We start from the raw sequence: 26,782 nt of genomic DNA, 5'->3' as shown, positions 1-26,782 counted from the left end.
GCGGGATAGCTAAGAAGCAGCTATTTCGTGTTTTATGTTGTAAAGTGCTGATATTTTGTAATGGAAGACTTTACGATTCGTATGCGTTTTCAAGCATGTGCATAGCCGTGCGCTTGGACGTCTAACTTTCACATGACATTCTCTTGAGAAACTCTTTTCCTTGTTTTCTTGGAATATTGTGTCTGCCCTATCACCAACTTTTTCGATGTCGGTGTGTGGTGTGTGCGGATGCATGTGGGTTAACTATTCACTGGGCTATCTGATGTCTGGTGTGGCACTTATTCTGTTGTGCCGATCATTACCGAATCTTATTTCGAATATCGAGGGGGAAGGAACCTTCTTGGCTGAAACTACCGACCGTACCGCTGGTGCGGAGGAAACTAAATCGCCGTCTTTGAGCACTCTCAAACTTACTCAGCTTCAATCTCTAGCAGTACAGCTAGGTATTACGGGTGCACGACGTATGCGTAAATCTAATCTTGTTGAAGCTATTTCTAACCATCAGCGTGGTGGTGCAATGGCTGAGCGCGAAGAGCAAAGTGCTGAATCTCAGGAGCAGAAACCTGCTAAAGCTCAAAAAACTACTCGTAAGCGTACCGTCCGTGGTGCAAAGAAGGTTGAGGAATCTTCTGCTGCTGAGGTAGAGACTTCTAGCGAAGCGGGTGAAGCAGATTCTGCTCAGCCGTCAAAGAGCGAGAAGAGCGAAAAGAAAACTACGCGTCGTCGTTCTTCCCGTAACGCTCAGGAGAAGAACCTTTCACAGTCTTCTGAAGAATCTTCAGTTCAGGAGCAAGAGAATGGGGAAGCGGGGGAATCTGAGAAGACTACTCGCCGTACTCGTACTCGTACTGATCGTCGCCGTAAGGGTTCTGAGCAGAAGCATGATGAGAAGAAGAACGTTTCTTCTGAAGAGGTAGAGAATACTTCTGCTGAGGATGTTTCTGTTGCCGATGAGAGTTCAGAACGTTTTGAGGATGATGAGCGTCCTCAGCGTAAGCGTACTCGTAATCGTCATGACCGTAACGACCGTGACCGCGGAGACCGTAACGACCGCGACCGTGACCGCGAGCGTGGAGACCGTGACCGTAACGACCGCGGCGAGCGCGAAAATTCACATGGTCCTGATGAAGACCGCCGTGGACGCAACCGAAACAACCGACGCGAACGCCAAAACGAACGTCGCAACCGAAACAACCGACGCCATCACAATGATTACGACGAACCAGAAATCAGCGAAGACGATGTACTCGTTCCTGTCGCCGGTATCTTAGACGTCCTCGAAAACTATGCGTTTGTCCGTACCTCCGGATACCTCCCCGGACCTTCTGACGTCTACGTCTCTTTGAACCAAGTCAAACGATACGGGCTACGTAAAGGCGATGCTATTGTCGGTGCTATCCGCGCTCCTCGTGAAAACGATAAGCACAACAACCGTCAAAAGTTTAACGCGCTACTACAGCTGACCTCTATCAACGGTCTTGACCCTGAGACTTCAAAGAACCGTCGTGACTTTAGCAAACTTACCCCGCTATACCCTCAAGAACGTCTACGTCTTGAAACCGATGCGAAGAAACTGGGCACCCGTGTGGTTGACCTCATCGCACCGATTGGTAAAGGCCAGCGTGGATTGATTGTCTCGCCTCCTAAAGCAGGTAAGACTCTCATGCTTCAGTCCATCGCTAATGCGATTACGACTAATAACCCTGAAGTTCACTTGATGATGGTGCTTGTTGATGAACGTCCTGAAGAGGTCACCGACATGCAGCGCACTGTCAAGGGTGAAGTGATTGCTTCGACCTTTGACCGTCCCGCAGACGACCACACAACCGTTGCTGAACTCGCTATTGAACGCGCAAAGCGCCTTGTTGAACAGGGGCTGGATGTTGTCGTTCTACTTGACTCGATGACTCGTTTGGGACGTGCCTACAACCTTTCAGCGCCGACTTCTGGTCGTATCCTCTCTGGCGGTGTAGACTCTGCGGCACTGTACCCACCTAAGAAATTCTTCGGTGCAGCACGCAACATTGAAGAAGGCGGCTCCTTGACCATTCTTGCCACCGCATTGGTTGAGACTGGTTCTAAGATGGATGAGGTCATCTTCGAAGAGTTCAAAGGCACTGGCAACATGGAATTGCGTCTATCTCGTCAGCTGGCAGATAAGCGAATTTTCCCTGCGGTGGATGTTACCTCTTCGGGTACTCGCCGTGAAGAGAATCTTCTTTCACCAGAAGAAATTAAGATTATGTGGCGTTTGCGTCGTGTTCTTGCTGGTCTGGAACAAGAGCAGGCTCTTGGCGTACTCACCTCAAAGCTACGCGAAACCCAATCAAATGTTGAGTTCCTTTTGACTGTTCAAAAGTCCGGTTTGGGAACGAATACAGGAGACTAGAGATAGTTGGTGTGTGCCGTCTTTGGATGAGACGGCACACACGTATCATATCGACCACTATTATTTGCACTAAAAGTCGAGGGATGGACGCTCTCGCGGATAGTAAAGAAGGCATATTTTGTACGAAATTCAGTCTCTGCTTGATGAGCATGCTGATCTTCAGAAACAACTAGCAGACCCAGCAGTTCACGCAGATCAGGGTAAAGCCCGTAAACTGGGGCGACGCTATTCTGAGTTGAACGGTATCGTTGAGGCTTATCATCGTGTCAACACTTTGACTGAAGACTTGCAAGCAGCTCAAGAAATGGCTTCCGAAGACCCAGACTTCGCTGAAGAAGTCCCTGTTCTACAACAACAACTTGACGAGGCCTCCGAAAAATTACATCGTCTTCTCATTCCTCGTGACCCTGACGATGGACGTAACGTCATCCTTGAAGTCAAAGGCGGAGAAGGCGGAGACGAAGCAAGTCTTTTCGCTGCAGACTTGTTACGCATGTATTCTCGTTATGCTGAGTCTAAGGGTTGGAAGACCGAGATTATTTCTTCGACGAGCACCGACGTCGGCGGTTATAAAGATGTTCAGGTTGCTATTAAAGGGCAGTCAACAGACCCTGCAGAGGGCGTTTGGGCGCATCTCAAGTACGAAGGCGGTGTGCACCGTGTTCAGCGTGTTCCCGCTACTGAGTCTCAAGGACGTATTCACACTTCAGCTGCCGGTGTTTTGGTGTTTCCTGAAGTGGATGAGCCTGAAGAAATTGAGATTAACCAGAATGATTTGAAGATTGACGTGTATCGTTCTTCTGGTCCTGGTGGTCAGTCAGTGAACACAACAGACTCTGCTGTGCGTATTACTCACTTGCCTACTGGCATTGTGGTAGCTATGCAGAATGAGAAGTCTCAGATTCAAAACCGTGAAGCGGCGATGCGTGTGTTGCGTGCTCGTCTTCTGGCATGGCAGCAAGAACAGATTGATGCTGAGAATGCTGAAAAGCGTCATTCTCAGGTGCGTACCATGGATCGTTCTGAACGTATCCGCACCTATAACTTCCCTGAGAACCGTATTGCTGATCACCGTACTGGATATAAGTCCTATAACCTTGATGCGGTACTTAACGGAGACCTCGAAGCGGTCGTTCAGTCTGCTATTGCCATGGATGAAGCGGCTCGTTTGGAGCAGTTAGGTCAGGAAGAGAACTAGATTCTTGAGTTCAGAGTTTATGCTTATGCCCGATGAGGAGCTTGATTCCGCTCTTCGTCGGGCATCGGCGCACTTAGCAGAAGCTGGAATTGATCAGGCTGAGGTTGATGCTCAGCTACTTGTAGCGCATCTTCTTGAACAAGAAACCGGAGAGGTTATTTCTCGCGGGAGAGTTCAAGCCTTAGCGTTAGTGGGTGCGCCTGTTCCTGCCGGATACGAGAAACTGGTGTCTTTGCGGGCTGAGCGGATTCCGCTACAGCATCTTACCGGTGTTGCGTATTTCCGTTCTCTTAAATTGTCTGTTGGGCCTGGTGTTTTTATTCCTCGTCCTGAAACAGAACTTCTTGTCGAACACGCTTTAGGGCGTGTGGATAGGTTACGTTCTGTTATAGATTCTCCTATCCGTATTCTTGATTTGTGTACTGGTTCTGGTGCTATTGCGGCGGCTTTGGCAACAGAACGACACCATGTAGATGTGACAGCTGTTGAGCTGAGCGATTTGGCGTATGCTTGGGCAGAGCGTAATCTTCAAGGAACGGGCGTTCGCTTGGTGCAAGCTGATGCCAGAGATGCTCTCGAGGGAGAAGAGGGGAGTTACGATATTGTTGTGAGTAATCCTCCGTATATCCCTGAGAACGCTATTCCGTGTGATGTGGAAGTCCGTGAACACGACCCTCATATGGCGCTTTATGGTGGTAGTGAGGATGGTATGAGAATTCCGCGGGCTATTGCCTCTCGGGCTTTTGAACTTCTGAAGCCTGGTGGGTATTGCATCATGGAGCATGCTCAGACTCAGCGTGAGGTGATGGTTGAGACTTTTGAGTCTTTAGGGTTCAATGCTATTGAATCTATTGACGATTTAGCCTCTCGTGCACGACATACTGCCGGTGAGAAACCGAATTATTCGCAGAATAATTAAGAGAATATCCGTAGAGTTCTTTGAGAACATGAGAGAATAAACCACGTGAAAGCTACCCTGTATTCAACCGATACTGAACAGAACCGTACTGAGGCGCTTGCTGCTGCTCAGAAAGCTATTAAAGAGAAGAAAACGATTGTTCTTCCTACCGATACCGTGTATGGTATCGGCGCTGATGCGTTTTCTCCTGAAGCGGTTACTAAGTTACTCTCTGCTAAGGGGCGTTCACGGCGTATGCCTCCGCCGGTGTTGATTTATAGTTCTTCTGTTTTACCCGGTCTTGCTGATGAGGTCTCTGCTGATGCTTCTGCTTTGGCAGAAGCGTTTTGGCCCGGTGCACTCACCATTATTTGTTACTCTCAGCCGTCTTTGAACTGGGATTTGGGGGATACTCAAGGAACTGTCGCTCTTCGTGTTCCTGACGATGAGGTTGCTATTGATGTGCTTCGTTTAACGGGCCCGTTAGCGGTGTCTTCTGCGAATAAGACAGGTCGTCCTGCCGCGGTGGACGCGCAAGAAGCTTTAGACCAGTTAGGTGATGATGTTGAGCTAATTCTTGATGCTGGTTCTCGTGCTCTTGACGGTGAGGGTGCTGAGCATACTGTTCCGGTGGCTTCTACTATTGTGGATTGCACGGGGGAGCAGGCTGTCGTTGTTCGTGAGGGTGCTATTTCTCTTGATGCTTTACGTGAAGTTGTTCCGGAGATTGTCACGAAAGCTGAGTTAGAGTCTCGTAGCCAGTTGAAAGATCCTCAAGAGAATCATGATGAATTCTCTGAACTTGATGATGACTTTTTAGAGCCTGATGAGTCGTCGGATACTCCTAGTTATCGTCAAGCACCGGTGCCGGCTTCGGGTAGTTTACATGAACGTCTTGTTTCGGAGTCTTCACCGGTATCTGGTATTGATCAGCGTCGTTCTTTGGCTCAGCCGGTGCGTTCTGTCCGTCAGCCGTTAGATACAACTGTGACGAAGCCGTTGAGTACTGCTCAGGCTCATTCGTTGGTGTTTGACGGTGCTGAAGATGAGAGTTCAGCGAATTAATGTGTTCTCCTCATAAAAATATGGGGTGCTTCTCACGTTGGTGAGGAGCACCCCATATTTTTATGATGTTGAAGAGGAACGGTATTTTCGGTCCTTTTTACGTCCGAGGGCAAGATGAGCGCTTCTGAGAACTTCTTGGATTCTTGGTTCTGGAATGAGCCCATGATGACGTGCCCACGAGTCATCTATTCTTTGTCCGAACCACATGACTTCTACACGGCGTACAGTGCCTTGAAAACGGTCGTCTAAAAGGCGTGAGAAAGCGTAGCCGCTTCTAATGATGCCTTGGCATAGTTGATGAGGCAGGGTGAATGGGCGTCGTCGACCAGCATCAATGAGAACGGAGGAGCAGGTGCTTCCTTCCCACGGCTGAACAACGATTGCTGGTAGTCGTTGAGGGAATTGACCGACCATGGACACGAATTCTGCTAATGCGTAGGATGATGAAACAGGTGAGGATTGCTGACCTGTTCCGGCAACGGAGCCGAGGAATGAAGACGCAATTTTTGCAAAGGATTCTGTGGTTTTACGTCCTGAGCCTTGCACACTGGTTGCACGGATAATACATATTTCTGGTGTGCGAGCGTGCTGTTGTGATTCTTCTAAGAGCATGAGGAGTACTTTTTCTCCGAGTGCTTTTGAGAAAGAATATGCTGAGAAAGGTGAGGTTTTGATTTCGTTGTTGAGTACAGGGGAGGAACCTTGTACTGCGGCAGATGACATGTGAAGTATTCTTTTGACGCCGGTACGTTGGGCTGCAATAGCGATAACTGCTGGTAGCAGGGCGTTGGCTCCGATGAGAGGTGCTAACTCTTGTTGGTGTGGGGCAGCTAATCCTGATGCGTTAATGACGACGTCTGCTCCAGCAAAAGAATCAGCCAGAGAGTTGATGATTCCTTCGAGCCTATAGGCTTCTTTGATGAGTGCTTGCGGATTTGTCTGTGATGTTGCAAGACGAGGAGCTTCGATAGGGTCGCTGTCGATGCCGTCTGCTTGTAGACGTGCAATAATGGACGACCCGACGAATCCGCTTGCTCCAATAACTTTCCAGCTTGCCTCAGCCACAATGTCCCCTTTCTAGACCCGTCGATGAGGTTAATGACGGGCTGATATACCTAACATAATCATAAGTGGTGCAAAATCACTAACAGACACAGCAACCTTTTAGGTATCTTATGGGTGATAAAAGGGGTGTCACCGTCTGATGTTCAGTAAACTAGCTAGAGTTGTTCAATACTGATAAGTAGAGAGCATCGACGATTTGAGCTCTTAGCAGGTGCTTAGAGTTGTATGAATCTTAGAAAGGTTATGGTCTAGAGGTAATGTCGCATCTTCATAGCTCCCAACGAGTACCTAACTCAGCGACGAGTTCTCAGGACCATATTGTAGCGGTCGTTGTGACCTATAACAGGTTGGATCTTCTGCGTATGACCATGGAGGGAATACGACAGGGTGCTTGCCGTCCTGATTGTGTTGTGGTGGTAAATAATGATTCTGCTGATGGGACGGCTGCATATTTAGATGACCTTGAATATGACATTCCTTTAGATATTATTCATTTATCTAAAAATACTGGTGGCGCTGGTGGCTTTGCTGTTGGTATTGATCGTGCGTTGTTTACTCATCAGGCAGATTTGGTGTGGGTGATGGACGACGATACTCAGCCTTTAGAAAATACTCTTTTAGCCAGTTATCGTGCGTGGCGTGATTATTCGGTGATTCGTTCGGAACGCCCTGCTTTTGTTGCTTCTCGTGTGGTGTGGAAGAACGGTCTTGACCATCCGATGAATACGATGCGTACCATGTTTGGGGCTACTCGTCGTCAACATCAGTTGGCGCAAAAAGTGGGTGGGCGTCCAATTCGTTCTGGGTCTTTTGTGTCGTTGCTCATGGACGCTGCTGTGATGCGTCGTGTGGGGTTGCCTTGGGCTGATTTTTTCATCTGGAATGATGATTTTGAGTATTCTACGCGTTTGGCTCATCATCGGCATGCTATTGCTGTGGCTGATTCTGTGGTGGTTCACCATACTAAGACTTTCGGCACAACAGATGCTGACCCCGGGAAACGTTTTTATAATGATGTGCGTAATAAGATATGGGTGTTTACACGTTGTCGTACGCTCACTCCTTTAGAAAAAGTGCTGTACAGCGGTTCTACGGTAAGACTGTGGTGTAGTACTTTATTGCGTACTTCAAAGAAAAAAAAGTACGCCGGCTATTTCTATCATGGTATTAAAAGTTCTTTGAAGCCTTTTCGTTCTAATCAGGACGTGCTTGCTGGGGCGTATGATTTTTCAGATGTTCGTCAGCAGTGTGTGTCGTGTTCTTCGCCTGAGCAGAAGTTTTCGGTGTTGATGAGCACTTATTCTCGTGATGATGCACGTTTCCTTGACCGTGCTATTGCCTCGAATACGGTTGAGCAGAATCGAGCTCCTGATGAGTTTGTTTTGGTCAAAGATGGTGTTCTAACACCTGAGTTAGATGAGGTCATTGAGCGTTGGTGTGCTCGTTCTCGAAAAGGTGAGGTGTGCCCGATTAAGGTGGTTTCGTTACCTCGTAATGCGGGTCTTGCAAATGCTTTGAACGAGGGGCTTAAAGAATGTTCCTATGATGTAGTGGCTCGTGCTGATGCTGACGATATTTCTTTACCGCATCGTTTTGAACGTCAGCTTCCTGAGTTGGTTGGCAAGAATGTTGCGGTGCTTGGTTCGTCGATGTTTGAAGTATCTTTGGATGCTTCTTATATTGAGTCTGAACGGCATGCTGTTCTTGGTTCTGAGCAGATTCGTTCTGCTTTTGCTCATCGAAATCCGATGTTTCATCCTACGGTGATTTTTCGCAAGTCTGCAGTGGAAGCTGTTGGGGGTTATGAGGAAGTCCCTGGAGCTGAGGATTATTGGTTGTGGAGCCGTATGAATGCTGCTGGCTTTGAGTTCCAGAATATTGCTGATTCTTTGGTGAAATATCGTACTGGTGCTGGTGTGTATACCCGTCGTGGTGGTGTGGGTGCTTTTACTAAGGATGTGAAAGTGCAACAGACTCTTTATAACGGCGGTATGATTAACAAGACTGATTTTGTGACGAATTTAGGTGTTCGTCTAGTGTATCGTTTTGTTCCTGTTGGATTACGTAAAAAGGCTTTTCGGTCGTTGATCGGTAGCGGGCAGGCTGATAATAACCTGCGGAAGGAAAAATGTTCATGACGGATATGTCCAGTGATATGGTGCATGATTCTTCTGCACGCCCTGAGCGCGACCATAAACAGCGGTGGATTTATTATCGTATGGCCTTGGACGCTGGTGCTTGGATTGCCGCTTTATTCATTGGGTTCTTCTTGAGGTATGGAAGTTTTGAGCTGATTAACCCATTCGGTTTTTCTGTGGTTACTGCGATAGCTCTAAGTATTCAGCTTGGAGTTGGGTATGCCGTTGGTTTGTACAGTAATCGTTTACCGTATGGTTCTTTTGCAGAGACGAAGCTTCTGGGGTATACCGTTTTATCTGCTGTGGCAGTTATTCAGGCTGTTCTTATTCAGTTTTCGTGGCATATTGGTGTGCCTCGCTCAGCAATATTAATTGTTGCGCCTTTTGCTCTGATTATTATGTCAGTGTTCCGTTATTTTAAGAGGATGCTTCAGGAATATCAGAATCTTTCTCCTGTTGATAAGGCAGTTCCTGTGATTGTGTATGGTGCAGGTTTTCTTGGGCAACAATTAGTGACGAACCTGTTATCGGACCCGAGCTCTCTCTATCATCCTGTTGCACTTGTTGATGATGATCCTTCGTTACGTAATCAGCGTATTCAGGGTGTTCCTATTCGAGGAACCCGTGAAGATCTTCGTCATTTGGTGACGAGGCTTGGCGCATCTGCCGTTATTTGTGCAAAGAAAGAATTGCCGCTGGGGTATCAGACGGTTGCGGAGGAGATGCGAAGTTTGGGTGTGGATTTTTTGCATTATGCTGGAGTGACGGCTGGAGTGAATGGGAATCTCCATTATGAATACCCTTTAATGAGAAATCCTGAGCTTGAAATAGATCGTAGAATTATTGAGGCTGTACGCGGAAAAGTCGATTACAACGTTGAGCGCCAGGATATTTTTCAATATTTACAGGGTAAGCGTGTTCTTGTGACTGGTGCTGGTGGGTCTATTGGATCTGAGTTGTGCCGTCAGATTATGGAGTATGAGCCAGAAAAATTAATCATGCTCGATCGTGATGAGACCTTGCTTTTAGACGCCCTTTATGGAATTAAATATTCTGGTTCTTTAGCTGATGACGGTATCGTGGTTGCTGATATTCGTGACGTTGAGGCTGTGAACAATGCTTTTGAAGAACATCGTCCACATGTGGTTTTTCATGTTGCTGCGTTGAAGCATGTGGCTGCTCTTGAATCGAATCCGAAAGAGGGCTGGAAGACTAACGTTCAAGGAACGCTTAACATTCTTGAAGCTGCATCTAAAGTAGAGGTTGATGTTTTTGTGAATATCTCTACTGATAAAGCTGCTGACCCGAAGAGTGCTTTGGGGCAGTCCAAACGCACCGCTGAAAGACTGTGTAGCTGGTACGGGCAAACTACTGGAAAAAAATATGTTTCCGTTCGTTTCGGTAACGTTTTTGGTTCCAGAGGTTCTGTTAAACCGCTATTTATCAAGCAGATTCGCAATAATAAACCGTTAACGGTGACAGATGCTAAAGCTACCCGTTTTTTCATGTTGGTTGATGACGCCTGTGCATTGGTCCTTCTTGCTGGTGCCTTGGGCAATAGTGGCGAAGTTCTCGTTCTGGATATGGGACAGGCTGTTCCTATCGAGAAAATTGCTCGGCAAATACTTGAGGTGTATAAGTGCCCTGACCTTGATATTCAATACACCGGATTACGGGATGGCGAAAAGTTAGAGGAAGTTCTTTTCAGCAAAGAAGAGAAAAACGTTTCGAATGAGAAGAATAAACATATTTCTCATGCTCATGTTCCGCCGTTTGCACCAGCAGATTTAGACTATGAGCAGTGGTGTCAAAACTATATTAATCACCGTGGGTATGGGCGAAAATAGGATGACCTGCTATCCTCTCGTGTCTTTTCAGAATGGGGTGTTGTCGTGGAAAACATTATGATGTGGGTTCCTGCCTTCGTTGCTTTTATGGTGAGTCTTTTCTTGCCACGGGCAATTATTCCTTTGCTGAAAAAATGGAACATGGTGGATATTCCAACTGAACGTTCTTCGCATCACCGTCAGACGTTGAGGGGGATGGGTATTGCCGCTGCTGCTGGCACTTGTATCGCTTATATTCTCGCGATTGTTTTCGGCATGATTTCTATTGACCGTTCTGTTGCGCTTTCTGTTTTGGTGGGAATGCTTGGCTCAGTAATTCTTGGTTGGCTCGAAGATTATCGAGGCGTTCCTATTCTTTGGCGTTTTGGTATTCAACTTGCTATCGGCGTGGTCGTGACATCTTTGCTGACCTATTCTTTGCATACATCGTGGGTGTGGGTTCCTCTAGCGGTTTTGGCCATTGCCGCTTATATCAACGTTGCAAACTTTATGGACGGCTTGAACGGTATTTCTGGGTTGCACGGTTTTATTGTTGGCGGATTTTATGCTTATGCCGGTTGGGTGAATGATCTCAATTGGTTGTTTATTGGTGGCTCTGCTTTATCACTGGCGTATTTAGCATTTTTACCGTGGAATCTTAGAAGTGTTAATAATGTTTTCTTGGGGGATTCTGGTTCTTACTTTTTAGGTGGTTCTATTGCGTCAATGGCTGTTGGCGCTTTTCTCTCTGGAGTGTATTTAGAGTATTTGTTATCTCCTGTTTTGGTGTATTTGGCGGATACGGGTGTGACTCTTTGGCTGCGTATCTATCGTAAAGAGAAGTGGTATTGTCCGCATCGCCAACATGCTTATCAGCGTTTGACCGATGTTGGTTTATCCCATATCCAAAGTGCTTTAGTGGTTTCGTTGTTGACTATTTTTATTTCGGTTCTTGCTATTGTGACGTTGCCGTATGAAACTCAGGAAGCTATTTGGGCCGGTTTACTGACTTTTGTGTTGCTTGGTATGTATTTGTATTCTCCTCAGCTGGTGAAGAAATTTAAAAAAGATAGCCTTGAAAAGAGTCCGGGGCAAGGGTCTGTTGATGGGCAGTAATAGCTCTGTCTGGAAAAACATTTTCTTTTCGGTGAGTAAAATTGTTATTCCAGTAACGATCACAGGTATTATGGTGGGAGCACTTATTCAAGGGCGCTGGGGTTTTCTAGCTTTCTTGGTAGGTAGTCTCATCGTTCAGATATGGTTTAGCATAGATGTTCTTGTTGCTCATCGTGCTGAGCGTGTTTCGATGACAAATGTGGCACGCCAAATGGTGGTGTGCTACGTCATTAAAGTAATGATTGGTGCAATGTTGCTACTGATTGTTCCTTTGCCACAAGCGATGACGAATGGTTGGATGCTATCTGGCGCTTTGATTACTACATTGGTGTGGTTAGTGATGACAATGAAGAGCATTATGGCAATGCGTATCTTGTATTTTGCTAATCATGATTAAGGTAGATAGTCAGAATAAGTGTGAAGGAAATAAAAAGTGAGTAAAGCGCAGAATCCTTGGTGGCGTGGCGATAAAAAGCTTCGTACTACGGGAGAGCTTGTTGCAGGTGGCGGAATTGCTGGGGCAATCATGACTTTGCTCTATGTCATATTGGGCATTGCTATCTGGAGTTTGGTAGGCTTTGTGCTGGATCACTTTTTAGGAACTCGATGGTTAGTTTTTGCTGGTGCCCTTGTTGGCGCAATCGGAGGGTTCTACCTCGTTTGGTATCACATGACGAACCGTAACTGACCACATCATTGAGTCACACATAATTTTTCAATAACATACTTATATGTACACGGTCATTTTGACCAATACTTTGATGCAAGAAAGGACTTGCCTTGATCGTAAACGGGCTTGTTACCGCCGCGGGATATGTTCCTCCCACGGTTGAAGATACTCATCTTCCCGATATTTTCACGATTGGTTCGTTTGGTTTCGGCAAGCAGATGCTGCTGGTGATACTTTCCGTTGTCATCGTCGCAGCATTTTTTATGCATGCAGGTCGCAAGCGTGCGATGGTTCCCGGACGTGAGCAATTTATCGCAGAGAGCGGTTACCTTTTTATTCGTAACTCTCTAGCAAAAGAACTCATTGGCGCTCACGCATATAAGCCTTTTGTGCCATTGCTCTTTACTGCTTTTTTCTTCATCTTGGTTAATAACCTTTTTGGTTCTATTCCTGGTATTCAGCTACCTCCAATGTCTCACGCTGGCGCAGCGTATGTGATGGCAGGCTTCGCATGGTTTACATGGGTTGGCGTAGGTATCAAACGTAAGGGCTTTGGCACGTTCTTCAAAGATCTCACCATGCCTTCTGGTGTTCCTCCTATCTTGTACATCATTCTTGTACCGATTGAGTTCCTCTCAAATCTTTTGATTCGCCCTGTAACTCACGCCCTTCGTCTTTTTGCGACGATGTTCGGCGGACACATGGCGATTTTGGTTGCTGCATCTTTGACTCAGTACCTCATTGTTGAGGTGGGGGGATTCGGTTCTCTTGCAGCTGTAGGTTCTGGTGCTCTCGGTTTATTCTTCTACTTCCTTGAACTGATGATTCAGTGTATTCAGGCGTACATCTTCACGTTGCTTCTAGCTGTTTATCTACAAGGTTCAGTTTCAGAAGGACACTAAAAAAGTTTTCTCAAGTTCATCTAGAGCTTGAAGGATATAGCATCCCGTAACATGCGGGTAATCACCACATAATCAAAACTCTGCTCGTTGAACAAAACACATAACGGGCACTGTTGAAAGGAAACAACATGGCAATCGCAGGCTCCCTGAGTGTTATCGGCTACGGTCTTGCATCTATCGGTGGCGGTATTGGCGTTGGTCTAATCTTCGCTGCTTACATGACTAGCGTTGCTCGTCAGCCTGAGTCACAGCGCACTCTTCAGCCAATGCTCTTCATGGGCTTCGCTTTGGTTGAAGCACTTGCAGTTTTGGGTCTCATTCTCGCGTTCATTATGTAATAAAGGCTCACGCCTTATTCTCTAATCTATAGAACAGGAATTTTCCCTATGTCATATTTGATGGCTGCTGGAGAGGAGCACAGCGTTAGCCCTCTCTTCCCGAATGTTTGGGAAATGGTCATTGTCTTCATCGGGTTCCTGATCCTCCTCCTCATCGTTACCAAATACGTTATCCCGATGTTCGAAGAGATCTATCAGGAACGTAAAGAGGCTATTGAGGGCGGTCTTGCTAAAGCTGAAAAAGCTCAGGCAGAAGCGGCCGCAGCACGCGAAGAGTACAACCAACAGCTTGAAAGCGCTCGTTTGGAAGCACAGAAGATTCGCGAAGAAGCTCGTACTGAGGGTGAAGCAATTCTTGCTGAGTTCAAAGAACGTGCAACTGTTGAGGCTCAGCGCATTACCGATAATGCACAGAAGACTATCGAAGCTGAACGTGTAGCTGCTCTAGTTTCTCTTCGCTCAGAGGTAGGAACTTTAGCAACATCTTTGGCTGGCAAAATTGTTGGCGAATCCCTTAACGATGATGAGCGATCAGCTCGTGTAGTAGATCGTTTTCTTGCTGACCTTGAAACCGAGCAGCAGAACGCAGGTGTAGCTCGGTAATGGCAGGAGTATCTACTGAATCACTGAAGAAGGTGGAAGCGGTTCTTGCTGCACAGCGTGCAGTAAGTCCTGACTATCTTGCTAAAGAGCTGTTTGCTGTTGTTGACGTCCTAGACGCTGATGGCGGTCTGCGACGAGCACTGACCGACCCTTCTCGTAGCGAACAAGCACGCGAAGGAATCGTTCAGAAAGTATTTCGCGGTAAGGTCTCGGAGCCGGCACTGAACGTTTTTGTAGCGGCTGCAACTGCACGTTGGTCTGCTGAACGTGATTTAGCTGATGCTCTCGAGCATGTGGCTGTTGATGCAACAGCTCAAGCTGCAGAGGTACGCGCAGGCGCCAACGCTTTGGAGACGGTTCTTGATGAACTACTCACTTTCATCAACACTTTGAATTCTTCTGCACCAGCACAGATCGCTCTTAACGACGACCGTGCACTACCAGAAGCAAAGAAAAAACTTGCTCTCACTCTTGCTGGTTCTCCAGCAACAGCTGAAGGCCAGTTGTTGATTGAACGTGTGAGCGTCGCACCTCGCGGAATGACACCTGCACGTTTGGCAGAAAAATTCGTTGAAATTATCGTCAAACGTCAAAAACGCTCGGTTGCACGTGTTGTATCAGCCCGACCTCTAACCGACGCACACATCGAAAAGTTGCGCCGTGGGCTTTCACAAGCCTATGGACAAGAACTGAAGCTAGACATCACCGTTGATCCTCAGGTAATAGGTGGACTCAAGGTTCAAGTTGGAGACGACATTATTGACGGCACCGTCCAGTCACGTCTGAACGAACTCAACCGCTCTATCGTTGCCTAAGACCACGGATTGCATACGCAATAGTGATTTAGCAGATACAGATGGAAGGTGCGGTTCTTCTCACCACGGTGGTTAGAAGAACGTACCAACCGTAAAGCAAGTTTCGGTTTTCACCCACGACCTGTGGGGGAGAACCACACATTAGGAGAGCAGGGACAAAAGATGGCCGATTTGACCATCAACGCCGACGACGTCCGTAACGCGCTAAACGAGTTTGCAGCGTCTTACGAACCCGGCAAAGTAGAACGAGTAGAGGTGGGTCGAGTATCGTCAGCATCTGACGGTATCGCCCGCATTGAGGGTCTTCCCTCCGTCATGGCTAATGAGTTGCTTCGTTTTGAAGACGGCACTCTTGGCTTGGCGCAGAACCTAGACACCCGCGATATTGGTGCTATTATCCTTGGCGATTTCACCGGTATCGAAGAAGGACAAGAAGTACACCGCACCGGTGAAGTTCTTTCCGTACCCGTAGGCGACGCATACCTTGGTCGTGTTGTTGATCCTCTGGGTAACCCCATCGACGACATGGGACCTATCGAAGCTGAAGGTCGCCGTGCGCTAGAACTACAGGCACCTGGTGTTACCCAGCGTAAGTCTGTGCACGAACCATTGCAGACCGGCCTTAAAGCTATTGACGCAATGATTCCTATCGGTCGCGGACAGCGTCAGCTCATCATTGGTGACCGCCAGACCGGTAAGACCGCTATCGCCGTCGATACCATTTTGAACCAGAAAGCTAACTGGGAATCTGGCGATCCTCAAAAGCAGGTTCGTTGTATCTATGTAGCTGTCGGTCAGAAAGCATCGACTATCGCTGCAGTACGTAGCACCCTTGAAGCACGCGGCGCTTTGGAATACACCACCATCGTTGCTTCTCCTGCATCTGATGCAGCAGGCTTCAAATACCTCGCACCTTACACCGGTTCTGCTATTGGTCAGCACTGGATGTACGGTGGCAAGCACGTTTTGATTATCTTTGACGACTTGTCAAAGCAGGCAGAAGCATACCGTTCTGTTTCCTTGCTTCTACGCCGCCCACCAGGACGTGAAGCATACCCCGGCGACGTCTTCTACTTGCACTCTCGTTTGCTCGAGCGTTGCGCAAAGCTCTCTGACGAGCTAGGCGCTGGTTCGATGACTGGTTTCCCCATCATCGAAACCAAAGCAAATGACGTCTCCGCGTTCATTCCTACGAACGTTATTTCCATTACCGACGGACAGATCTTCTTGCAGTCTGACCTCTTCAACGCAAACCAGCGTCCTGCAGTTGACGTAGGTATCTCGGTTTCTCGTGTGGGTGGTGCCGCACAGACCAAGGCCATGAAGAAAGTCTCCGGTACTCTCAAACTCGACCTTGCACAGTTCCGCGCAATGGAAGCTTTCGCAATGTTCGCTTCTGACTTGGACGATGCGTCCAAACAGCAGCTCACTCGCGGTGCTCGTTTGACGGAGCTTTTGCGTCAGCCTCAGTACACCCCGTACGCGGTTGAAGAGCAGGTTGTTTCTATCTGGGCAGGTACGAACGGATACCTTGATGACGTTGAGGTCTCTGACGTACTCCGTTTTGAGAAAGAGTTCATCGACTACCTCCGTCGTTCCACTGGCGTCTTGACCGCTATTAGCGAGTCCGGAAAGCTTGAAGACGACACTGTAGCTGCATTGAAGAACGCGGTTGCTGAAGTCAAGCGTAACTTTTCCTCTGAAGGTACTAGCCACCTCGTAGACGCTGGTCATGAGGAGCATAAGCCAGTATCTGATGCGGACGTATCTCAGGAAACCATCGGTTAGCGATAATCCTGATGTGGTTGTGCTGTTCTGAGCCTAACAGCGTAGAACAGCACAACTGCTAGGACTGAAAGGAAGCTCTATGGGAGCCCAAATTAGGGTTTACCGCCAGAAGATTAATTCGACCTCGTCGATGAAAAAAATCTTCAAGGCGATGGAGATGATCGCGACCTCTCGTATCAATAAGGCACGTAAGAGCGCAGACGCTGCAAGCCCTTATGCTGCTGCTTTGACAAAGGCTGTTACTGCTATTGCTACTCAGCACCCCATTCAACACCCGTTGTTGACTGATACGTCTGTTAAGCATCGTCGTTCAGCTATTTTGGTGATGACGAGTGACCGTGGCTTAGCTGGATCATACTCTTCATCCGTTTTGAAAAAAGCGGAGGGTCTGATTGAGAAGTTGCGTAGCGAAGGTCGCGAGGTTCAGCTTTACCTTGTTGGCCGTAAAGCAAAATCATATTTTGAATTCCGTGAACGCCCGTATGAGCGTGCATGGGAGGGTAACACCGATAACCCCAACGTCGAAATGGCTATCGAAATGCGTGAAGCTTTGCTTGATGCGTATGAGCGTCCTTTCGAAGAGGGCGGTGTCGATGAATTGCATATCGTGTACACCGAATTTTTGTCGATGGTAACTCAGGAAACAAAGATTCTTCGTCTACTACCGATTGCTGTTAAAGAAGCACGTCGTATGGGTGAAGAAATTGTTCCAGGTGTTCGCCTTGATGAAGAGCAATTTGAACAGGACGCTATGTTCGAGTTTGAACCTAGCCCTCAGGAAGTGCTGGACGCGTTGATGCCTCGTTATGTGGCGTCTCGTCTCTACGCCTGCTTATTGCAAGCTGCTGCTAGCGAACTTGCTTCTCGCCAGCGTGCGATGAAGTCTGCTGGTGATAACGCAGATGAACTTGTCAAGAAGTACACTCGTTTGATGAACAACGCTCGTCAGGCTGAGATTACTAACGAGATTTCTGAGATTGTCGGTGGCGCTGACGCCCTCGCCGCATCTTAACAGAAGACCAACCAATAACTTTCTCTTATTAGGTAAGTGAGAACTATGACCTCCACTGTAAATGAATCGGCAGCTACGCCGACTCAGGGCGCTACTGGCCGCATCGTGCGCGTCATCGGCCCTGTTGTCGACGTTGAGTTTCCTGCCGGTCAGGTACCGGATATTTACAATGCGCTCACCGCTGATTTAACTCTCGGTGGCACTACTACTACGATTACTTTCGAGACCGCTCAGCACTTGGGCGACTCTATCATCCGCGCAATTTCTTTGAAGCAGACCGACGGTTTGGTGCGTGGACAGGCTGTTGTTGACACTGGAGCACCTATTTCTGTTCCTGTGGGCGACGGCGTGAAAGGACACATCTTCAACGTTCTCGGTGACGCTCTTGACGTCGATAACTCCGAGATTAAGGCTGACACTTACTGGCCTATTCACCGTACTGCTCCTGGCTTCGCAGAACTTGAAGGTTCTACCGAAATGCTTGAGACCGGTATTAAGTCCATTGACTTGCTGACCCCTTATATTAAGGGCGGTAAGATTGGTCTGTTCGGTGGTGCGGGCGTTGGTAAGACCGTTTTGATTCAGGAAATGATTACCCGTGTGGCTCGTAACTTCGGTGGTACTTCTGTATTCACCGGTGTGGGTGAGCGTACTCGTGAAGGTAACGACCTCTGGGTTGAAATGGAAGAAGCCGGCGTTCTTAAAGACACCGCGCTTGTGTTCGGCCAGATGGATGAGCCTCCGGGAACTCGTCTTCGTGTGGCTTTGACTGGTTTGACCATGGCGGAATACTTCCGTGATGTGAAGAATCAGGACGTTCTGCTCTTCATCGACAACATCTTCCGTTTCACTCAGGCAGGTTCTGAGGTATCCACCCTTCTCGGTCGTATGCCTTCTGCTGTGGGTTACCAGCCTAACCTTGCTGATGAGATGGGCTTGTTGCAGGAGCGTATTACCTCAACTCGTGGTCACTCTATTACCTCTATGCAGGCTATTTATGTTCCTGCGGATGACTACACTGACCCTGCTCCAGCGACAACCTTCGCTCACTTGGATGCAACAACTGAGCTTTCTCGTGAGATTGCTTCTCGTGGTCTGTACCCTGCTATTGACCCGCTTTCCTCAACCTCACGTATTTTGGATCCGCAGTACATCGGTAACGAACACTACGATACTGCTATCCGTGTGAAGGCTATTCTTCAGGAGAACAAGGAACTTCAGGACATCATCGCGATTCTTGGTGTGGACGAACTTTCTGAAGAGCAGAAGGTTGTTGTTTCTCGTGCACGTCGTATTGAGCAGTTCCTCTCTCAGAACACTTACACTGCGAAGCAGTTTACCGGTGTTGAGGGTTCAACTGTTCCGTTGAAGGACACCATTGAGTCCTTCCAGATGATTTGCAACGGCGATGTAGACCACATCCCTGAGCAGGCGTTCTACAACATTGGTGGTATGGACGATGTCTTCCGCCGCTACGAGGAAATCAAGGCACAGACTGGAGCCAAGTAATGACGGCACTAAAAGTCGAGGTTGTATCTCGTGAACACCGTGTGTGGGAGGGCGAGGCGAAATATGTTCGTGCTCGCACTGTCACCGGTGATTTGGGTATCCTTCCGGGGCATATCCCGACGTGTGTTCTTCTTGCTGAAGATGGTGAGCTGTACATTGAGCCGGTTTCTGGTGAGCCGATGACGACCACTCTTCAAGAGGGGTTTTTGACGGTTTCTAATGACCGCGTCACTATTGCTGCTAAGCACGCGAAGGTCTAAATAAACCTCATATGAGAAGAGGTGTTTGTTTCTTCTCCTTCTGTTCAGAAGGGTTAAGAAACAAACACCTCTTGTTTTAATGGTGGTGCTCTAACACTGTGAGTCTAAGAGCATGATGAATTTTTATATGGTGTTATATTTTGGGGTTTAGAAGAGTCGGTTTTCTGATTGGTCTACTCCGCGCATGGCGTCGTAGTCGAGGCTGATACAACGGATACCGCGGTCTTCTGCGAGGGTTCTCGCTTGCGGTTTGATGCGTTGAGCTGCGAATACACCTTTGACGGGGGCAAGTAGCGGGTCACGATTGAGTAGTTCGAGGTATCGGGTGAGCTGTTCAACACCGTCGATGTCGCCTACACGTTTGAGCTCTACTGCAATGGATGCGCCATTGGCGTCTCGTGCCATGATGTCAACAGGGCCGATAGCGGTGGGGTATTCTCTGCGGACGAGAGTATATCCAGCACCGAGGGTTTCGATTTGTTCGGCAAGGAGGCGTTGTAGATCGGATTCGACGCCGTCTTTGACGAGTCCGGGGTCGATGCCGAGGTCGTGGGAGAGTTCTCCGATGACCTCGTAGATTCTGATGAGAAGACGGTCGTCGCTTTTGGCTGCTTGTACCGTCCATAATTGTTGTATTTCGGGGTCTGCCAGTTCGGTGAATTGGCTGCTTCGGGTGAGTTTTTCTCCCTCTAGGACGTGCATATTGACCGGTGGGTTCATCCAGTTCAGGGGCTTATAGGAGCCTCCGTCGGAGTGGATGAGTACCGAGCCGTCATTTTTGAGCATGAGTAGGCGTGTGGCACGGGGGAGGTGGGCACGTAATCTGCCCTCATAATCTACGGAACATTCTGCTATAACAAGTCGCACGCACATAACTCTAACAGTTTGTGTGGGCGCTGGGTGTCGATTCTGTGGGTGTGTATTTGAGTGTGAGCCGGATATGTACGATAGTAGTATTTATGTCCCGCAATTCTTCTCGTCGCCGTAATGGCAATTCTGGCCGTGCTCCTAGTAAGTGGCAGCGTGCCGCTGTTTCTTCTGGCCGTGATATTTCGAGGATTCTTGATCCGTCTCCGACGGTTGAGGTCGCTTCAGATGGTCACTGGTATGTGCAGTATATGCCGGCGGTGAATGCTCGCAAGAATTATATTTGTCCTGAATGTGGGCGAACTATTAGCCCCGGTGTTGCACATTTGGTGGTGTGGCAAGAAAATCATCTTTTTGGTAAGGCTCAGGCTATTGCTGAGCGTCGGCATTGGCATCAGCGGTGTTGGCAGACTCGTCGCCGTTGATATTTTAGGTGTAATCCTGCAATAGAACGGGGTGTGGGGTATGAAGAATCGTTCTTCATACCCCACACCCCGTTGTATTGGTGTTATACGGTTTTAGTTTTTGTCTTGTCTTGGTACGAGTATTTCTTGAACGAGGATGAGACAAGACGCCGCAACAGGGATGCCGATGAGTGCACCGAGTACGCTCCAGAGGCTTCCGCCTGCAGCCACTGCAATGATGGCGATACCGCCGGGGACTGCAACAGCTTTAGACATGATGCGCGGTGAGATGAAGTACGCTTCAACTTGTAGGTAGATAAAGTAGCAGATAGCGAATGCCAGAGAGACTTGCCATCCAGCGGTCAGTGAGAATACGGAGACGATAATTCCTGCGGAGACTCCACCAATAAGGGGGATAAAGGCAAGGATGACGACGATGAGTGAGAAAAGCTCAGGGAAAGGAACCCCTACGATGAGCATGACGGTTAGCGCAAAAGTGCCGTTGAGTAAGGCTACGGCTGCTTGCCCGAGAACATAGTTACCAACGGATTCGGTGATTTTGTCGGTGAGTTTGCTGACGGTTTCACGCTTTGAGGCGGGAGTGAGTCGAACAAACCATGCTTTCATCAGGGGTAGTGATGAGAGGAAGTAGAGGCTCAAGAAGAGCACAATAATTGTTCCGGTAAGAATGTTGGCAACGGTTGAGCCAGCGTTGACGAGGGTGTTGAAGAAGGAACTGACAACGTTGGAGTCTGAGGTGAGTCCTTGGAATGTTTTTGATACTTCGTTTGTGACCCAGTTACGTATACCAAATTTTTCATCGATGGAGGTGAAAAATGGTGAGTTGAGGAAGTCTGCGAAGTCGTTGGGGAAAGAATTGACGAATTGGATGGTCTGTCGCGCAATTTTTGGGACCACCCATGAGATGAGTCCGACAACGACGAGGGCGAAAGTGACGACGACGGCGGGTACGGCGGCTGCACGTGGAAGGCCGAGACTTTCTAGCTTGCGTACGGCGGGGTCGAGTCCGAGGGCGATAAAGAGTGCCCCAACAATCCAGCCGGCGAGTGGGCCGATATTGGTGAGGAAGTAGAGTGCTAGTAGTGCTGCACCAACACCGACGGTTAGGAGGAAGCCGACACGAACAGGGTTAGCGATAGCGATAGCGGGCGCTTCGAAGGTGTTGGGTGAAGAGTCGGTTTCTTCTGCCGTGTTTTCGATGGTGTCGATGCTGGTTTCTTCTGTTAACGTTTCGGGTTCTTCTGGTGGTTCAAAGCGTGGGCGAGGTTGTGGGCTAGGTAAGCCTACGCATTTATTTTTGCATTGGTTGAGTTTTTCTTTGAGATGTTTGAAAGTTTTCTCGACTGCAGATTCTTTGGTCATAATTTTTTTATTTTCGTCTTGATATACGGTGTATCTGAGACAACTTTATACCTTATTCCTGAGAGTAGGATTCAGCCGACGGCTAGAAACACTGCTTTATGACGAGAAAAAACGGTAGATTTTAGATAACACAACATTCTTTTATTTGTAGGAGGTAAACTGTGGCTTCTTCTCATGAACCTTTTATTCCGTCGTCGGTACGTCGTGCACCTGACTTATCTCAGTTGGCTCAACAGCCGGCTTCTGCTGAGTCTTCTGCACCTGCTGGTGATACTGCGGTGAGTTACCGGTATGAGGTCACCAGTGGCGAGGATTTTCAGAAGTATGTTCAGATGTCTTCGCAAGGTGCTGTTATTTTTGTGCTGTGGTCTGCACAGTCTGCCGCTTCGGAGCAGACGTTGCGTGCCGTTGAGGAAGTCGTCAATTCTGCTGGCGGTAATTTGTTGTTGGCGTCGGTGGATGTGGGTGCTCACCCTGAGATTGCTCAGGCGTTTCAGGTGCAGAGCGTTCCGGCAGGTGTAGCAGTCCTTGCGGGGCGTCCGGCACCTTTGTTTAATACTCCGATTGATACTGCGCAGGCGACAGATGTGTTGCATCAGGTTCTTCAGATTGCTGCAGAGCACCAGCTTCCGGGCGGTTTCGCTCCTTCTGCGGGTGAGGTTGCCGAGAAGCCTTTGCCTCCGTTACATCAAGAGGCGTTAGACGCTATTGATCGTGGTGATTATGCTGCTGCTCAGCAAGCGTATCAGCGTGCTTTAGCGGAGAACCCGGGGGATAAGGACGCTAAGCTGGGGCTGTCTCAGGTGAATCTGCTATCGCGGGTGTCTGCCTATGATACGGTGCAGGTGCGTGCTCAGGCTGCACAAGAGCCGTTGAACGTTGAGGCGGCGTTGGCTGTTGCTGACCTTGATATTTCGGGTGGGCATGTTGAGGACGCGTTTAATCGTCTTATTAACGTGTTCAAACAGGTGGACACTTCGGCTCAGAACACGGTGCGTGAACGTCTGGTAGAGCTTTTTGATGTGGTTGGTTCTGCTGATCCTCGCGTGGTTAAAGCGCGCACTGCTTTAATGACCGCCCTCTTCTAAAAGAGAGCGCCACACACCGCCTAACCGCTTGCACCGGTACGGTGTTGGGTGCGTAGTATGAGTGATGAATATTTGCTGTGGTTGACAAGAACACCTAGACTGTGAACCACAGCATTTATTATTTTAACTGTTAGATGATGTGCCGAAATAGTATGCGCTCGCAACGAGAGGAACGCTTCGTGACAGATAAGATTCCGTGGAATACACCTTCTCAACCAGACACCGAAGAACGCGACCTTACCCAAGTGAGCGAGCAGATTCCAACACCAGAGCATTCTGCTCCGTCACAATCCATGGCGTTGAGCTTACGCCATCTGGTCAAAGAATACCGAGACAAAGTGGCTGTAGACGGTATTAATCTGAACATTCCGCGTGGCTCCTTCTTTGGGCTGGTGGGACGTAACGGTGCTGGTAAAACGACCACACTGAACATGGCAACAGGGTTGTTGCGTCCTACCGCTGGAACAGCTCATATTGGCACAATAAACATTTGGGAAGACCCTATTGCCGCTAAAAAGCAGGTGGGTGTTCTTCCTGATAGTGTGCGTCTTTTTGATAAGCTCACCGGCGAACAACTCTTATATTATGCGGGCATGTTACATGGGCTAGACCGTCAGACGGTTAAAGAACGTAGTGCCGACTTGTTGAACGTCCTTGAAATGGGTGATGCTGGTGGGCGTCGCGTCTGCGATTATTCTGCTGGTATGACAAAGAAAATTGGGTTAGGGTGCGCGCTGATTCACGCCCCTTCACTTCTGATTCTTGATGAGCCGTTTGAGGCGGTAGACCCTGTTTCGGCGTCGAACATTCAGGATATTTTGCGCGGGTACATTCAATCGGGTGGAACGATTGTGCTCTCGTCACATGTGATGGATTTGGTGGGTCGCCTATGCGACCACGTGGCAGTGATGAACGAGGGACGTATCGTTGCCTCTGGCACGTTAGATGATGTGTGCGCCGGCAAGACTTTAGAAGAGCGGTTCATTGAACTAGTTGGTGGACGTGTTGTTTCGGAGGGAATCTCATGGTTAAAGTCCTCCTCAAACTAAAATGGGCAGATTTTCTTGCCTCTTTTAAACGTAATATGTGGGCCATCATTGGCACCATTATTGCGCTACTTTATGGGTCTGGTCTTCTTGCCTTATGGGCTTTTGCGTCACTGACAGCCGGCACAGAATCACCCCAACAGCAGATATGGGCGCTGTGCTTTGGTGTGGTGTTTAGCCTTATCTGGCTGGTGGTGCCCTTGTTCTTTGCGTGGGTTGATAATGCGCTTGACCTCGATAAGCTTGCCCCGTACCCGTTGTCGGCACGAGATATTCAATGGGCGCAACTGTGGGGCAACCTCATAGGTGTTCCCGGCTTTTTAACAGCTCTTGCCACGCTCGTGACTGCTGGTGCTTTCATTCATCAGCCGTTAGTGCTGGTTAGCTATGTTTTGTGTGCTCCGGTGGGGCTACTGTTAATGATGATGATGTCTCGCCTGATTAATATGGTGGGACAGCGCATTTACCAGAATCGTATGCTGCGTAACGTGATGTCGGTAGTCACGGTGATTCTAATGATTTGTTTAGTCCCGTTTCTCATGCTGATTGCTGGTGCTGTGGCATCTATCTGGGATTATCTTCCAACCATTCTTAACATTTTGGCGTGGAGCCCGCTGGGCGTTATATGGGCTGTTCCCGGTGATGTTCTTGACGGCGCATGGGGGATGGCTGCCGGTCGCTGTGCTCTAACTGTTGTGTATGTTGCGGCTGGTTGGGTGCTATGGAATAAGTTGCTCACTCATGAGATGGAATATTTGGGTGCTTCAACAGCGAAAACCGGTACACGCACTAAAGAAGCAGGGAATATCGGTATTTTTGCGCATTTTCCAGCCCATACACGTTGGGCTGTTGCTGCTCGCACCATACATTCTTTCTTCACCGATTCTCGTATGAGCGCATATATGGTGATTCCGCCTGCATTCTATGTGCTGATGGCTTTTGGTGAAGCGTTCTCAGCTTCTGCCGGCAGGGATAGCGGCGCTTTTTCTGATATTGGGCCATTGTTTATTGCGTTGATGGTAGGCTCTACATTCTATTATTTGGTGGCGTATGATGATTCTGCGTTGGCTACACATCTTATTTCTCCACTGCGTGGAAAAGATGACCGCTGGGGCCGTTTCTATGGTTTGAGCATTCTCTTCTTGCCGATTCTGCTCTTCTGTTTAACGTTTTTCTTGTGGTATCGTGGCGCTAGTTTTGTGGAGTTCTTCGCTCTTGCTGGTGGTTCGGTTGGTGCTTTTTGTACGGCTGCTGCTATTAGCTCATTATTTGATGTGACGTTGCCGCCGCCGACTCCGCCACCTGGTTCTGGCCCGTTCAAAACACCGCAGAATACGGGCGGTGCTGGTTTGGTTCTGGCACGTTTAGGTGTCTCGTTATTGATTTTTGCGGCGCTGATACCAACCTTTGTGCTGTACGGTGTCTACTTGTTGACGGGGCAAGCAATGTGGGCATGGTGCACGAGCGCAGTGTCGCTGGTGTATGGTGTGCTGTGCGTGTGGGGTGTGATGCGTGTGAGTGCTCGCCGGTATGAGCGTCATGCTCCTGAGTGTTTTGCTCAGTTGAAGCGGTAACATACTTTTCTTTTGTGTAGTATGTGGTTATTGATGTATTTATTGCTGTTTGTGAGGAGGAGAGATGTCTTCTATTCCTGGAGTTGAAGATCCTTTTGCGCCGGATACGCGTGGTGGCACTGCGTTGTTGGAGCGTGAGCTGACGGAGACTGTTGAGCCGGGTGACCATGAGCGTTTTAGCCATTATGTGCGTAAAGAGAAGATTATGGAGTCTGCTCTGACGGGTAATCCTGTGCGTGCGTTGTGCGGTAAGGTGTGGACTCCGGGGCGTGACCCCGAGAAGTTTCCGGTGTGCCCGCAGTGTCAGGAAATTTATGATGGTTTGCGTCCGGGTAAGGATGATGGCGACGGCGAGAATTAGCTGAAGCTGTGAGGTGACCCTATCTAGCTATGTGGCTGGGTAGGGTCATTTTTTGTGTGCGTTTTTGTGACGAAGTGTAGGTGCTGAAAATTTTAGTTTTGTATATAATAACTACACACTCCCAAAGGATGTGTAGTTTATATGTTCTTGTTATTTTACTATTGATAAGGTGTTGTGATATATGGGATATATTCCGTATGAGATTAAAAATGAGATTCGTTTGGTCAAAAACAATATTTGTTGGCTCAAAAACAATATACTGCGCATTTTTGAAAAACTTTTTTTATTTTGTGGTCTTATGCCTATTGTGGTTTATGGTATGCTTACGCCAGTTCATGTATTATTTTCATTTATTGTTTTCCTAAATAAGCATGGCAGTGTAATAAATTACGTACTTATACTCCTTTGGATGATTTTATTTAGTTTTATATTTTTATTTCCAATATATATTTTATTCTATAGATTTT

Annotated in this window: 26 protein-coding genes; 23 read left to right on the top strand and 3 right to left on the bottom strand. The window is 48.2% G+C overall.

Annotated features, from left to right (window positions below; all coding sequences use genetic code 11):
• The first annotated feature begins 340 nt into the window (after window positions 1-340).
• The 4 genes from rho (at window position 341) to ACN08Z_RS05750 (ending at window position 5,550) form a co-directional block, all read left to right on the top strand.
• The gene (gene rho / locus ACN08Z_RS05765; RefSeq protein ID WP_419103620.1) at window positions 341-2,389 is read left to right on the top strand and encodes a transcription termination factor Rho; all 2,049 of its coding nucleotides are present in this window, start codon (window positions 341-343) and stop codon (window positions 2,387-2,389) included.
• Window positions 2,390-2,507: 118 nt separating this feature from the next.
• Window positions 2,508-3,587 carry a peptide chain release factor 1 gene (gene prfA, locus ACN08Z_RS05760; protein WP_419101483.1) on the top strand — a complete coding sequence of 360 codons (1,080 nt, stop codon included), beginning with the start codon at window positions 2,508-2,510 and terminating at the stop codon, window positions 3,585-3,587.
• A gap of 4 nt (window positions 3,588-3,591) precedes the next feature.
• Window positions 3,592-4,506 (top strand): peptide chain release factor N(5)-glutamine methyltransferase, encoded by a 915-nt coding sequence (gene prmC / locus ACN08Z_RS05755; RefSeq protein WP_419103619.1) that lies wholly within the window; start codon window positions 3,592-3,594, stop codon window positions 4,504-4,506.
• A 45-nt stretch (window positions 4,507-4,551) separates the two neighbouring features.
• Complete coding sequence (locus ACN08Z_RS05750; RefSeq protein ID WP_419103618.1) at window positions 4,552-5,550, top strand: L-threonylcarbamoyladenylate synthase; 999 nt, start codon at window positions 4,552-4,554, stop codon at window positions 5,548-5,550.
• 60 nt (window positions 5,551-5,610) lie between these two features.
• Here the strand turns inward: ACN08Z_RS05750 and ACN08Z_RS05745 are convergent, their stop codons facing one another.
• A complete protein-coding gene (locus ACN08Z_RS05745; RefSeq protein ID WP_419103617.1) occupies window positions 5,611-6,615 on the bottom strand; it encodes an NAD-dependent epimerase/dehydratase family protein in 1,005 nt (334 codons plus the stop codon).
• Between the two features lie 257 nt (window positions 6,616-6,872).
• Between ACN08Z_RS05745 and ACN08Z_RS05740 the strand changes: the two genes are divergently transcribed.
• The 13 genes from ACN08Z_RS05740 (at window position 6,873) to ACN08Z_RS05680 (ending at window position 19,592) form a co-directional block, all read left to right on the top strand.
• Window positions 6,873-8,753, top strand: coding sequence for a glycosyltransferase (locus ACN08Z_RS05740; RefSeq protein WP_419103616.1), 1,881 nt, complete (start codon window positions 6,873-6,875; stop codon window positions 8,751-8,753).
• The gene (locus ACN08Z_RS05735) at window positions 8,750-10,600 is read left to right on the top strand and encodes a polysaccharide biosynthesis protein (protein WP_419103615.1); all 1,851 of its coding nucleotides are present in this window, start codon (window positions 8,750-8,752) and stop codon (window positions 10,598-10,600) included. Before ACN08Z_RS05740 ends, ACN08Z_RS05735 begins: the two co-directional genes overlap by 4 nt.
• A gap of 45 nt (window positions 10,601-10,645) precedes the next feature.
• Window positions 10,646-11,695, top strand: coding sequence for an MraY family glycosyltransferase (locus ACN08Z_RS05730; protein ID WP_419103614.1), 1,050 nt, complete (start codon window positions 10,646-10,648; stop codon window positions 11,693-11,695).
• A complete protein-coding gene (locus ACN08Z_RS05725; protein WP_419103613.1) occupies window positions 11,685-12,092 on the top strand; it encodes a hypothetical protein in 408 nt (135 codons plus the stop codon). The genes ACN08Z_RS05730 and ACN08Z_RS05725 overlap by 11 nt, the downstream gene beginning before the upstream one ends.
• A gap of 36 nt (window positions 12,093-12,128) precedes the next feature.
• On the top strand, window positions 12,129-12,383 hold the full coding sequence (locus tag ACN08Z_RS05720) for a hypothetical protein (RefSeq protein WP_419103612.1): 255 nt from the start codon (window positions 12,129-12,131) through the stop codon (window positions 12,381-12,383).
• A 92-nt stretch (window positions 12,384-12,475) separates the two neighbouring features.
• Window positions 12,476-13,267, top strand: coding sequence for a F0F1 ATP synthase subunit A (gene atpB, locus ACN08Z_RS05715; RefSeq protein ID WP_419103611.1), 792 nt, complete (start codon window positions 12,476-12,478; stop codon window positions 13,265-13,267).
• A gap of 128 nt (window positions 13,268-13,395) precedes the next feature.
• Complete coding sequence (atpE, locus tag ACN08Z_RS05710) at window positions 13,396-13,605, top strand: ATP synthase F0 subunit C (protein WP_419101473.1); 210 nt, start codon at window positions 13,396-13,398, stop codon at window positions 13,603-13,605.
• Between the two features lie 48 nt (window positions 13,606-13,653).
• A complete protein-coding gene (locus ACN08Z_RS05705; RefSeq protein WP_419103610.1) occupies window positions 13,654-14,208 on the top strand; it encodes a F0F1 ATP synthase subunit B in 555 nt (184 codons plus the stop codon).
• Window positions 14,208-15,023: a F0F1 ATP synthase subunit delta gene (locus ACN08Z_RS05700; RefSeq protein WP_419103609.1), complete on the top strand. Its 816-nt coding sequence runs from the start codon at window positions 14,208-14,210 to the stop codon at window positions 15,021-15,023. Before ACN08Z_RS05705 ends, ACN08Z_RS05700 begins: the two co-directional genes overlap by 1 nt.
• 162 nt (window positions 15,024-15,185) lie before the next feature.
• Window positions 15,186-16,811: a F0F1 ATP synthase subunit alpha gene (gene atpA / locus ACN08Z_RS05695; protein WP_419103657.1), complete on the top strand. Its 1,626-nt coding sequence runs from the start codon at window positions 15,186-15,188 to the stop codon at window positions 16,809-16,811.
• A gap of 79 nt (window positions 16,812-16,890) precedes the next feature.
• On the top strand, window positions 16,891-17,823 hold the full coding sequence (locus tag ACN08Z_RS05690; RefSeq protein ID WP_419103608.1) for a F0F1 ATP synthase subunit gamma: 933 nt from the start codon (window positions 16,891-16,893) through the stop codon (window positions 17,821-17,823).
• Between the two features lie 45 nt (window positions 17,824-17,868).
• Entirely contained in the window at window positions 17,869-19,332 is a 1,464-nt protein-coding gene (gene atpD, locus ACN08Z_RS05685) for a F0F1 ATP synthase subunit beta (protein WP_419101469.1), read from the top strand.
• Window positions 19,332-19,592 (top strand): F0F1 ATP synthase subunit epsilon, encoded by a 261-nt coding sequence (locus tag ACN08Z_RS05680; protein WP_419101468.1) that lies wholly within the window; start codon window positions 19,332-19,334, stop codon window positions 19,590-19,592. The genes atpD and ACN08Z_RS05680 overlap by 1 nt, the downstream gene beginning before the upstream one ends.
• A gap of 147 nt (window positions 19,593-19,739) precedes the next feature.
• Here ACN08Z_RS05680 and nucS read toward each other — a convergent pair whose 3' ends face one another.
• Window positions 19,740-20,459: an endonuclease NucS gene (gene nucS / locus ACN08Z_RS05675; protein WP_419103607.1), complete on the bottom strand. Its 720-nt coding sequence runs from the start codon at window positions 20,457-20,459 to the stop codon at window positions 19,740-19,742.
• A gap of 92 nt (window positions 20,460-20,551) precedes the next feature.
• Between nucS and ACN08Z_RS05670 the strand changes: the two genes are divergently transcribed.
• Complete coding sequence (locus ACN08Z_RS05670) at window positions 20,552-20,884, top strand: ATP/GTP-binding protein (protein WP_419101466.1); 333 nt, start codon at window positions 20,552-20,554, stop codon at window positions 20,882-20,884.
• Between the two features lie 93 nt (window positions 20,885-20,977).
• On the opposite strand, the gene ACN08Z_RS05665 is transcribed toward ACN08Z_RS05670, so the two are convergent.
• Complete coding sequence (locus ACN08Z_RS05665; protein WP_419103606.1) at window positions 20,978-22,246, bottom strand: AI-2E family transporter; 1,269 nt, start codon at window positions 22,244-22,246, stop codon at window positions 20,978-20,980.
• 161 nt (window positions 22,247-22,407) lie between these two features.
• Here ACN08Z_RS05665 and ACN08Z_RS05660 point away from each other — a divergent pair, with 161 nt between their 5' ends.
• The 5 genes from ACN08Z_RS05660 to ACN08Z_RS05640 form a co-directional block, all read left to right on the top strand.
• Window positions 22,408-23,334: a co-chaperone YbbN gene (locus ACN08Z_RS05660; protein WP_419103605.1), complete on the top strand. Its 927-nt coding sequence runs from the start codon at window positions 22,408-22,410 to the stop codon at window positions 23,332-23,334.
• A gap of 293 nt (window positions 23,335-23,627) precedes the next feature.
• A complete protein-coding gene (locus tag ACN08Z_RS05655) occupies window positions 23,628-24,383 on the top strand; it encodes an ABC transporter ATP-binding protein (RefSeq protein ID WP_419103656.1) in 756 nt (251 codons plus the stop codon).
• Window positions 24,359-25,954: a hypothetical protein gene (locus ACN08Z_RS05650; protein WP_419103604.1), complete on the top strand. Its 1,596-nt coding sequence runs from the start codon at window positions 24,359-24,361 to the stop codon at window positions 25,952-25,954. Before ACN08Z_RS05655 ends, ACN08Z_RS05650 begins: the two co-directional genes overlap by 25 nt.
• 64 nt (window positions 25,955-26,018) lie before the next feature.
• Complete coding sequence (locus ACN08Z_RS05645) at window positions 26,019-26,315, top strand: DUF3039 domain-containing protein (protein WP_419101461.1); 297 nt, start codon at window positions 26,019-26,021, stop codon at window positions 26,313-26,315.
• Window positions 26,316-26,496: 181 nt separating this feature from the next.
• Window positions 26,497-26,782, top strand: a 286-nt coding sequence (locus ACN08Z_RS05640) for a hypothetical protein (RefSeq protein ID WP_419103603.1), incomplete at its 3' end; no start/stop codon positions are given.

This window comes from Rothia sp. P7181 (assembly GCF_048513015.1).
Taxonomy (GTDB): Bacteria; Actinomycetota; Actinomycetes; order Actinomycetales; family Micrococcaceae; genus Rothia.
The sequence above is the reverse complement of the archived record's forward strand: the minus strand, read 5'-3'. Positions and strand labels throughout refer to the sequence as shown.

Coding starts and splice junctions, on each gene's coding strand:
- ACN08Z_RS05680 (WP_419101468.1), top strand. CDS start 19,332: ATGACGGCACTAAAAGTCGAGGTTGTATCTCGTGAACACCGTGTGTGG.
- ACN08Z_RS05705 (WP_419103610.1), top strand. CDS start 13,654: ATGTCATATTTGATGGCTGCTGGAGAGGAGCACAGCGTTAGCCCTCTC.
- atpD (WP_419101469.1), top strand. CDS start 17,869: ATGACCTCCACTGTAAATGAATCGGCAGCTACGCCGACTCAGGGCGCT.
- atpE (WP_419101473.1), top strand. CDS start 13,396: ATGGCAATCGCAGGCTCCCTGAGTGTTATCGGCTACGGTCTTGCATCT.
- ACN08Z_RS05735 (WP_419103615.1), top strand. CDS start 8,750: ATGACGGATATGTCCAGTGATATGGTGCATGATTCTTCTGCACGCCCT.
- ACN08Z_RS05690 (WP_419103608.1), top strand. CDS start 16,891: ATGGGAGCCCAAATTAGGGTTTACCGCCAGAAGATTAATTCGACCTCG.
- ACN08Z_RS05665 (WP_419103606.1), bottom strand. CDS start 22,246: ATGACCAAAGAATCTGCAGTCGAGAAAACTTTCAAACATCTCAAAGAA.
- ACN08Z_RS05670 (WP_419101466.1), top strand. CDS start 20,552: ATGTCCCGCAATTCTTCTCGTCGCCGTAATGGCAATTCTGGCCGTGCT.
- ACN08Z_RS05655 (WP_419103656.1), top strand. CDS start 23,628: ATGGCGTTGAGCTTACGCCATCTGGTCAAAGAATACCGAGACAAAGTG.
- ACN08Z_RS05725 (WP_419103613.1), top strand. CDS start 11,685: ATGGGCAGTAATAGCTCTGTCTGGAAAAACATTTTCTTTTCGGTGAGT.
- ACN08Z_RS05740 (WP_419103616.1), top strand. CDS start 6,873: ATGTCGCATCTTCATAGCTCCCAACGAGTACCTAACTCAGCGACGAGT.
- ACN08Z_RS05650 (WP_419103604.1), top strand. CDS start 24,359: ATGGTTAAAGTCCTCCTCAAACTAAAATGGGCAGATTTTCTTGCCTCT.
- ACN08Z_RS05645 (WP_419101461.1), top strand. CDS start 26,019: ATGTCTTCTATTCCTGGAGTTGAAGATCCTTTTGCGCCGGATACGCGT.
- ACN08Z_RS05700 (WP_419103609.1), top strand. CDS start 14,208: ATGGCAGGAGTATCTACTGAATCACTGAAGAAGGTGGAAGCGGTTCTT.
- atpA (WP_419103657.1), top strand. CDS start 15,186: ATGGCCGATTTGACCATCAACGCCGACGACGTCCGTAACGCGCTAAAC.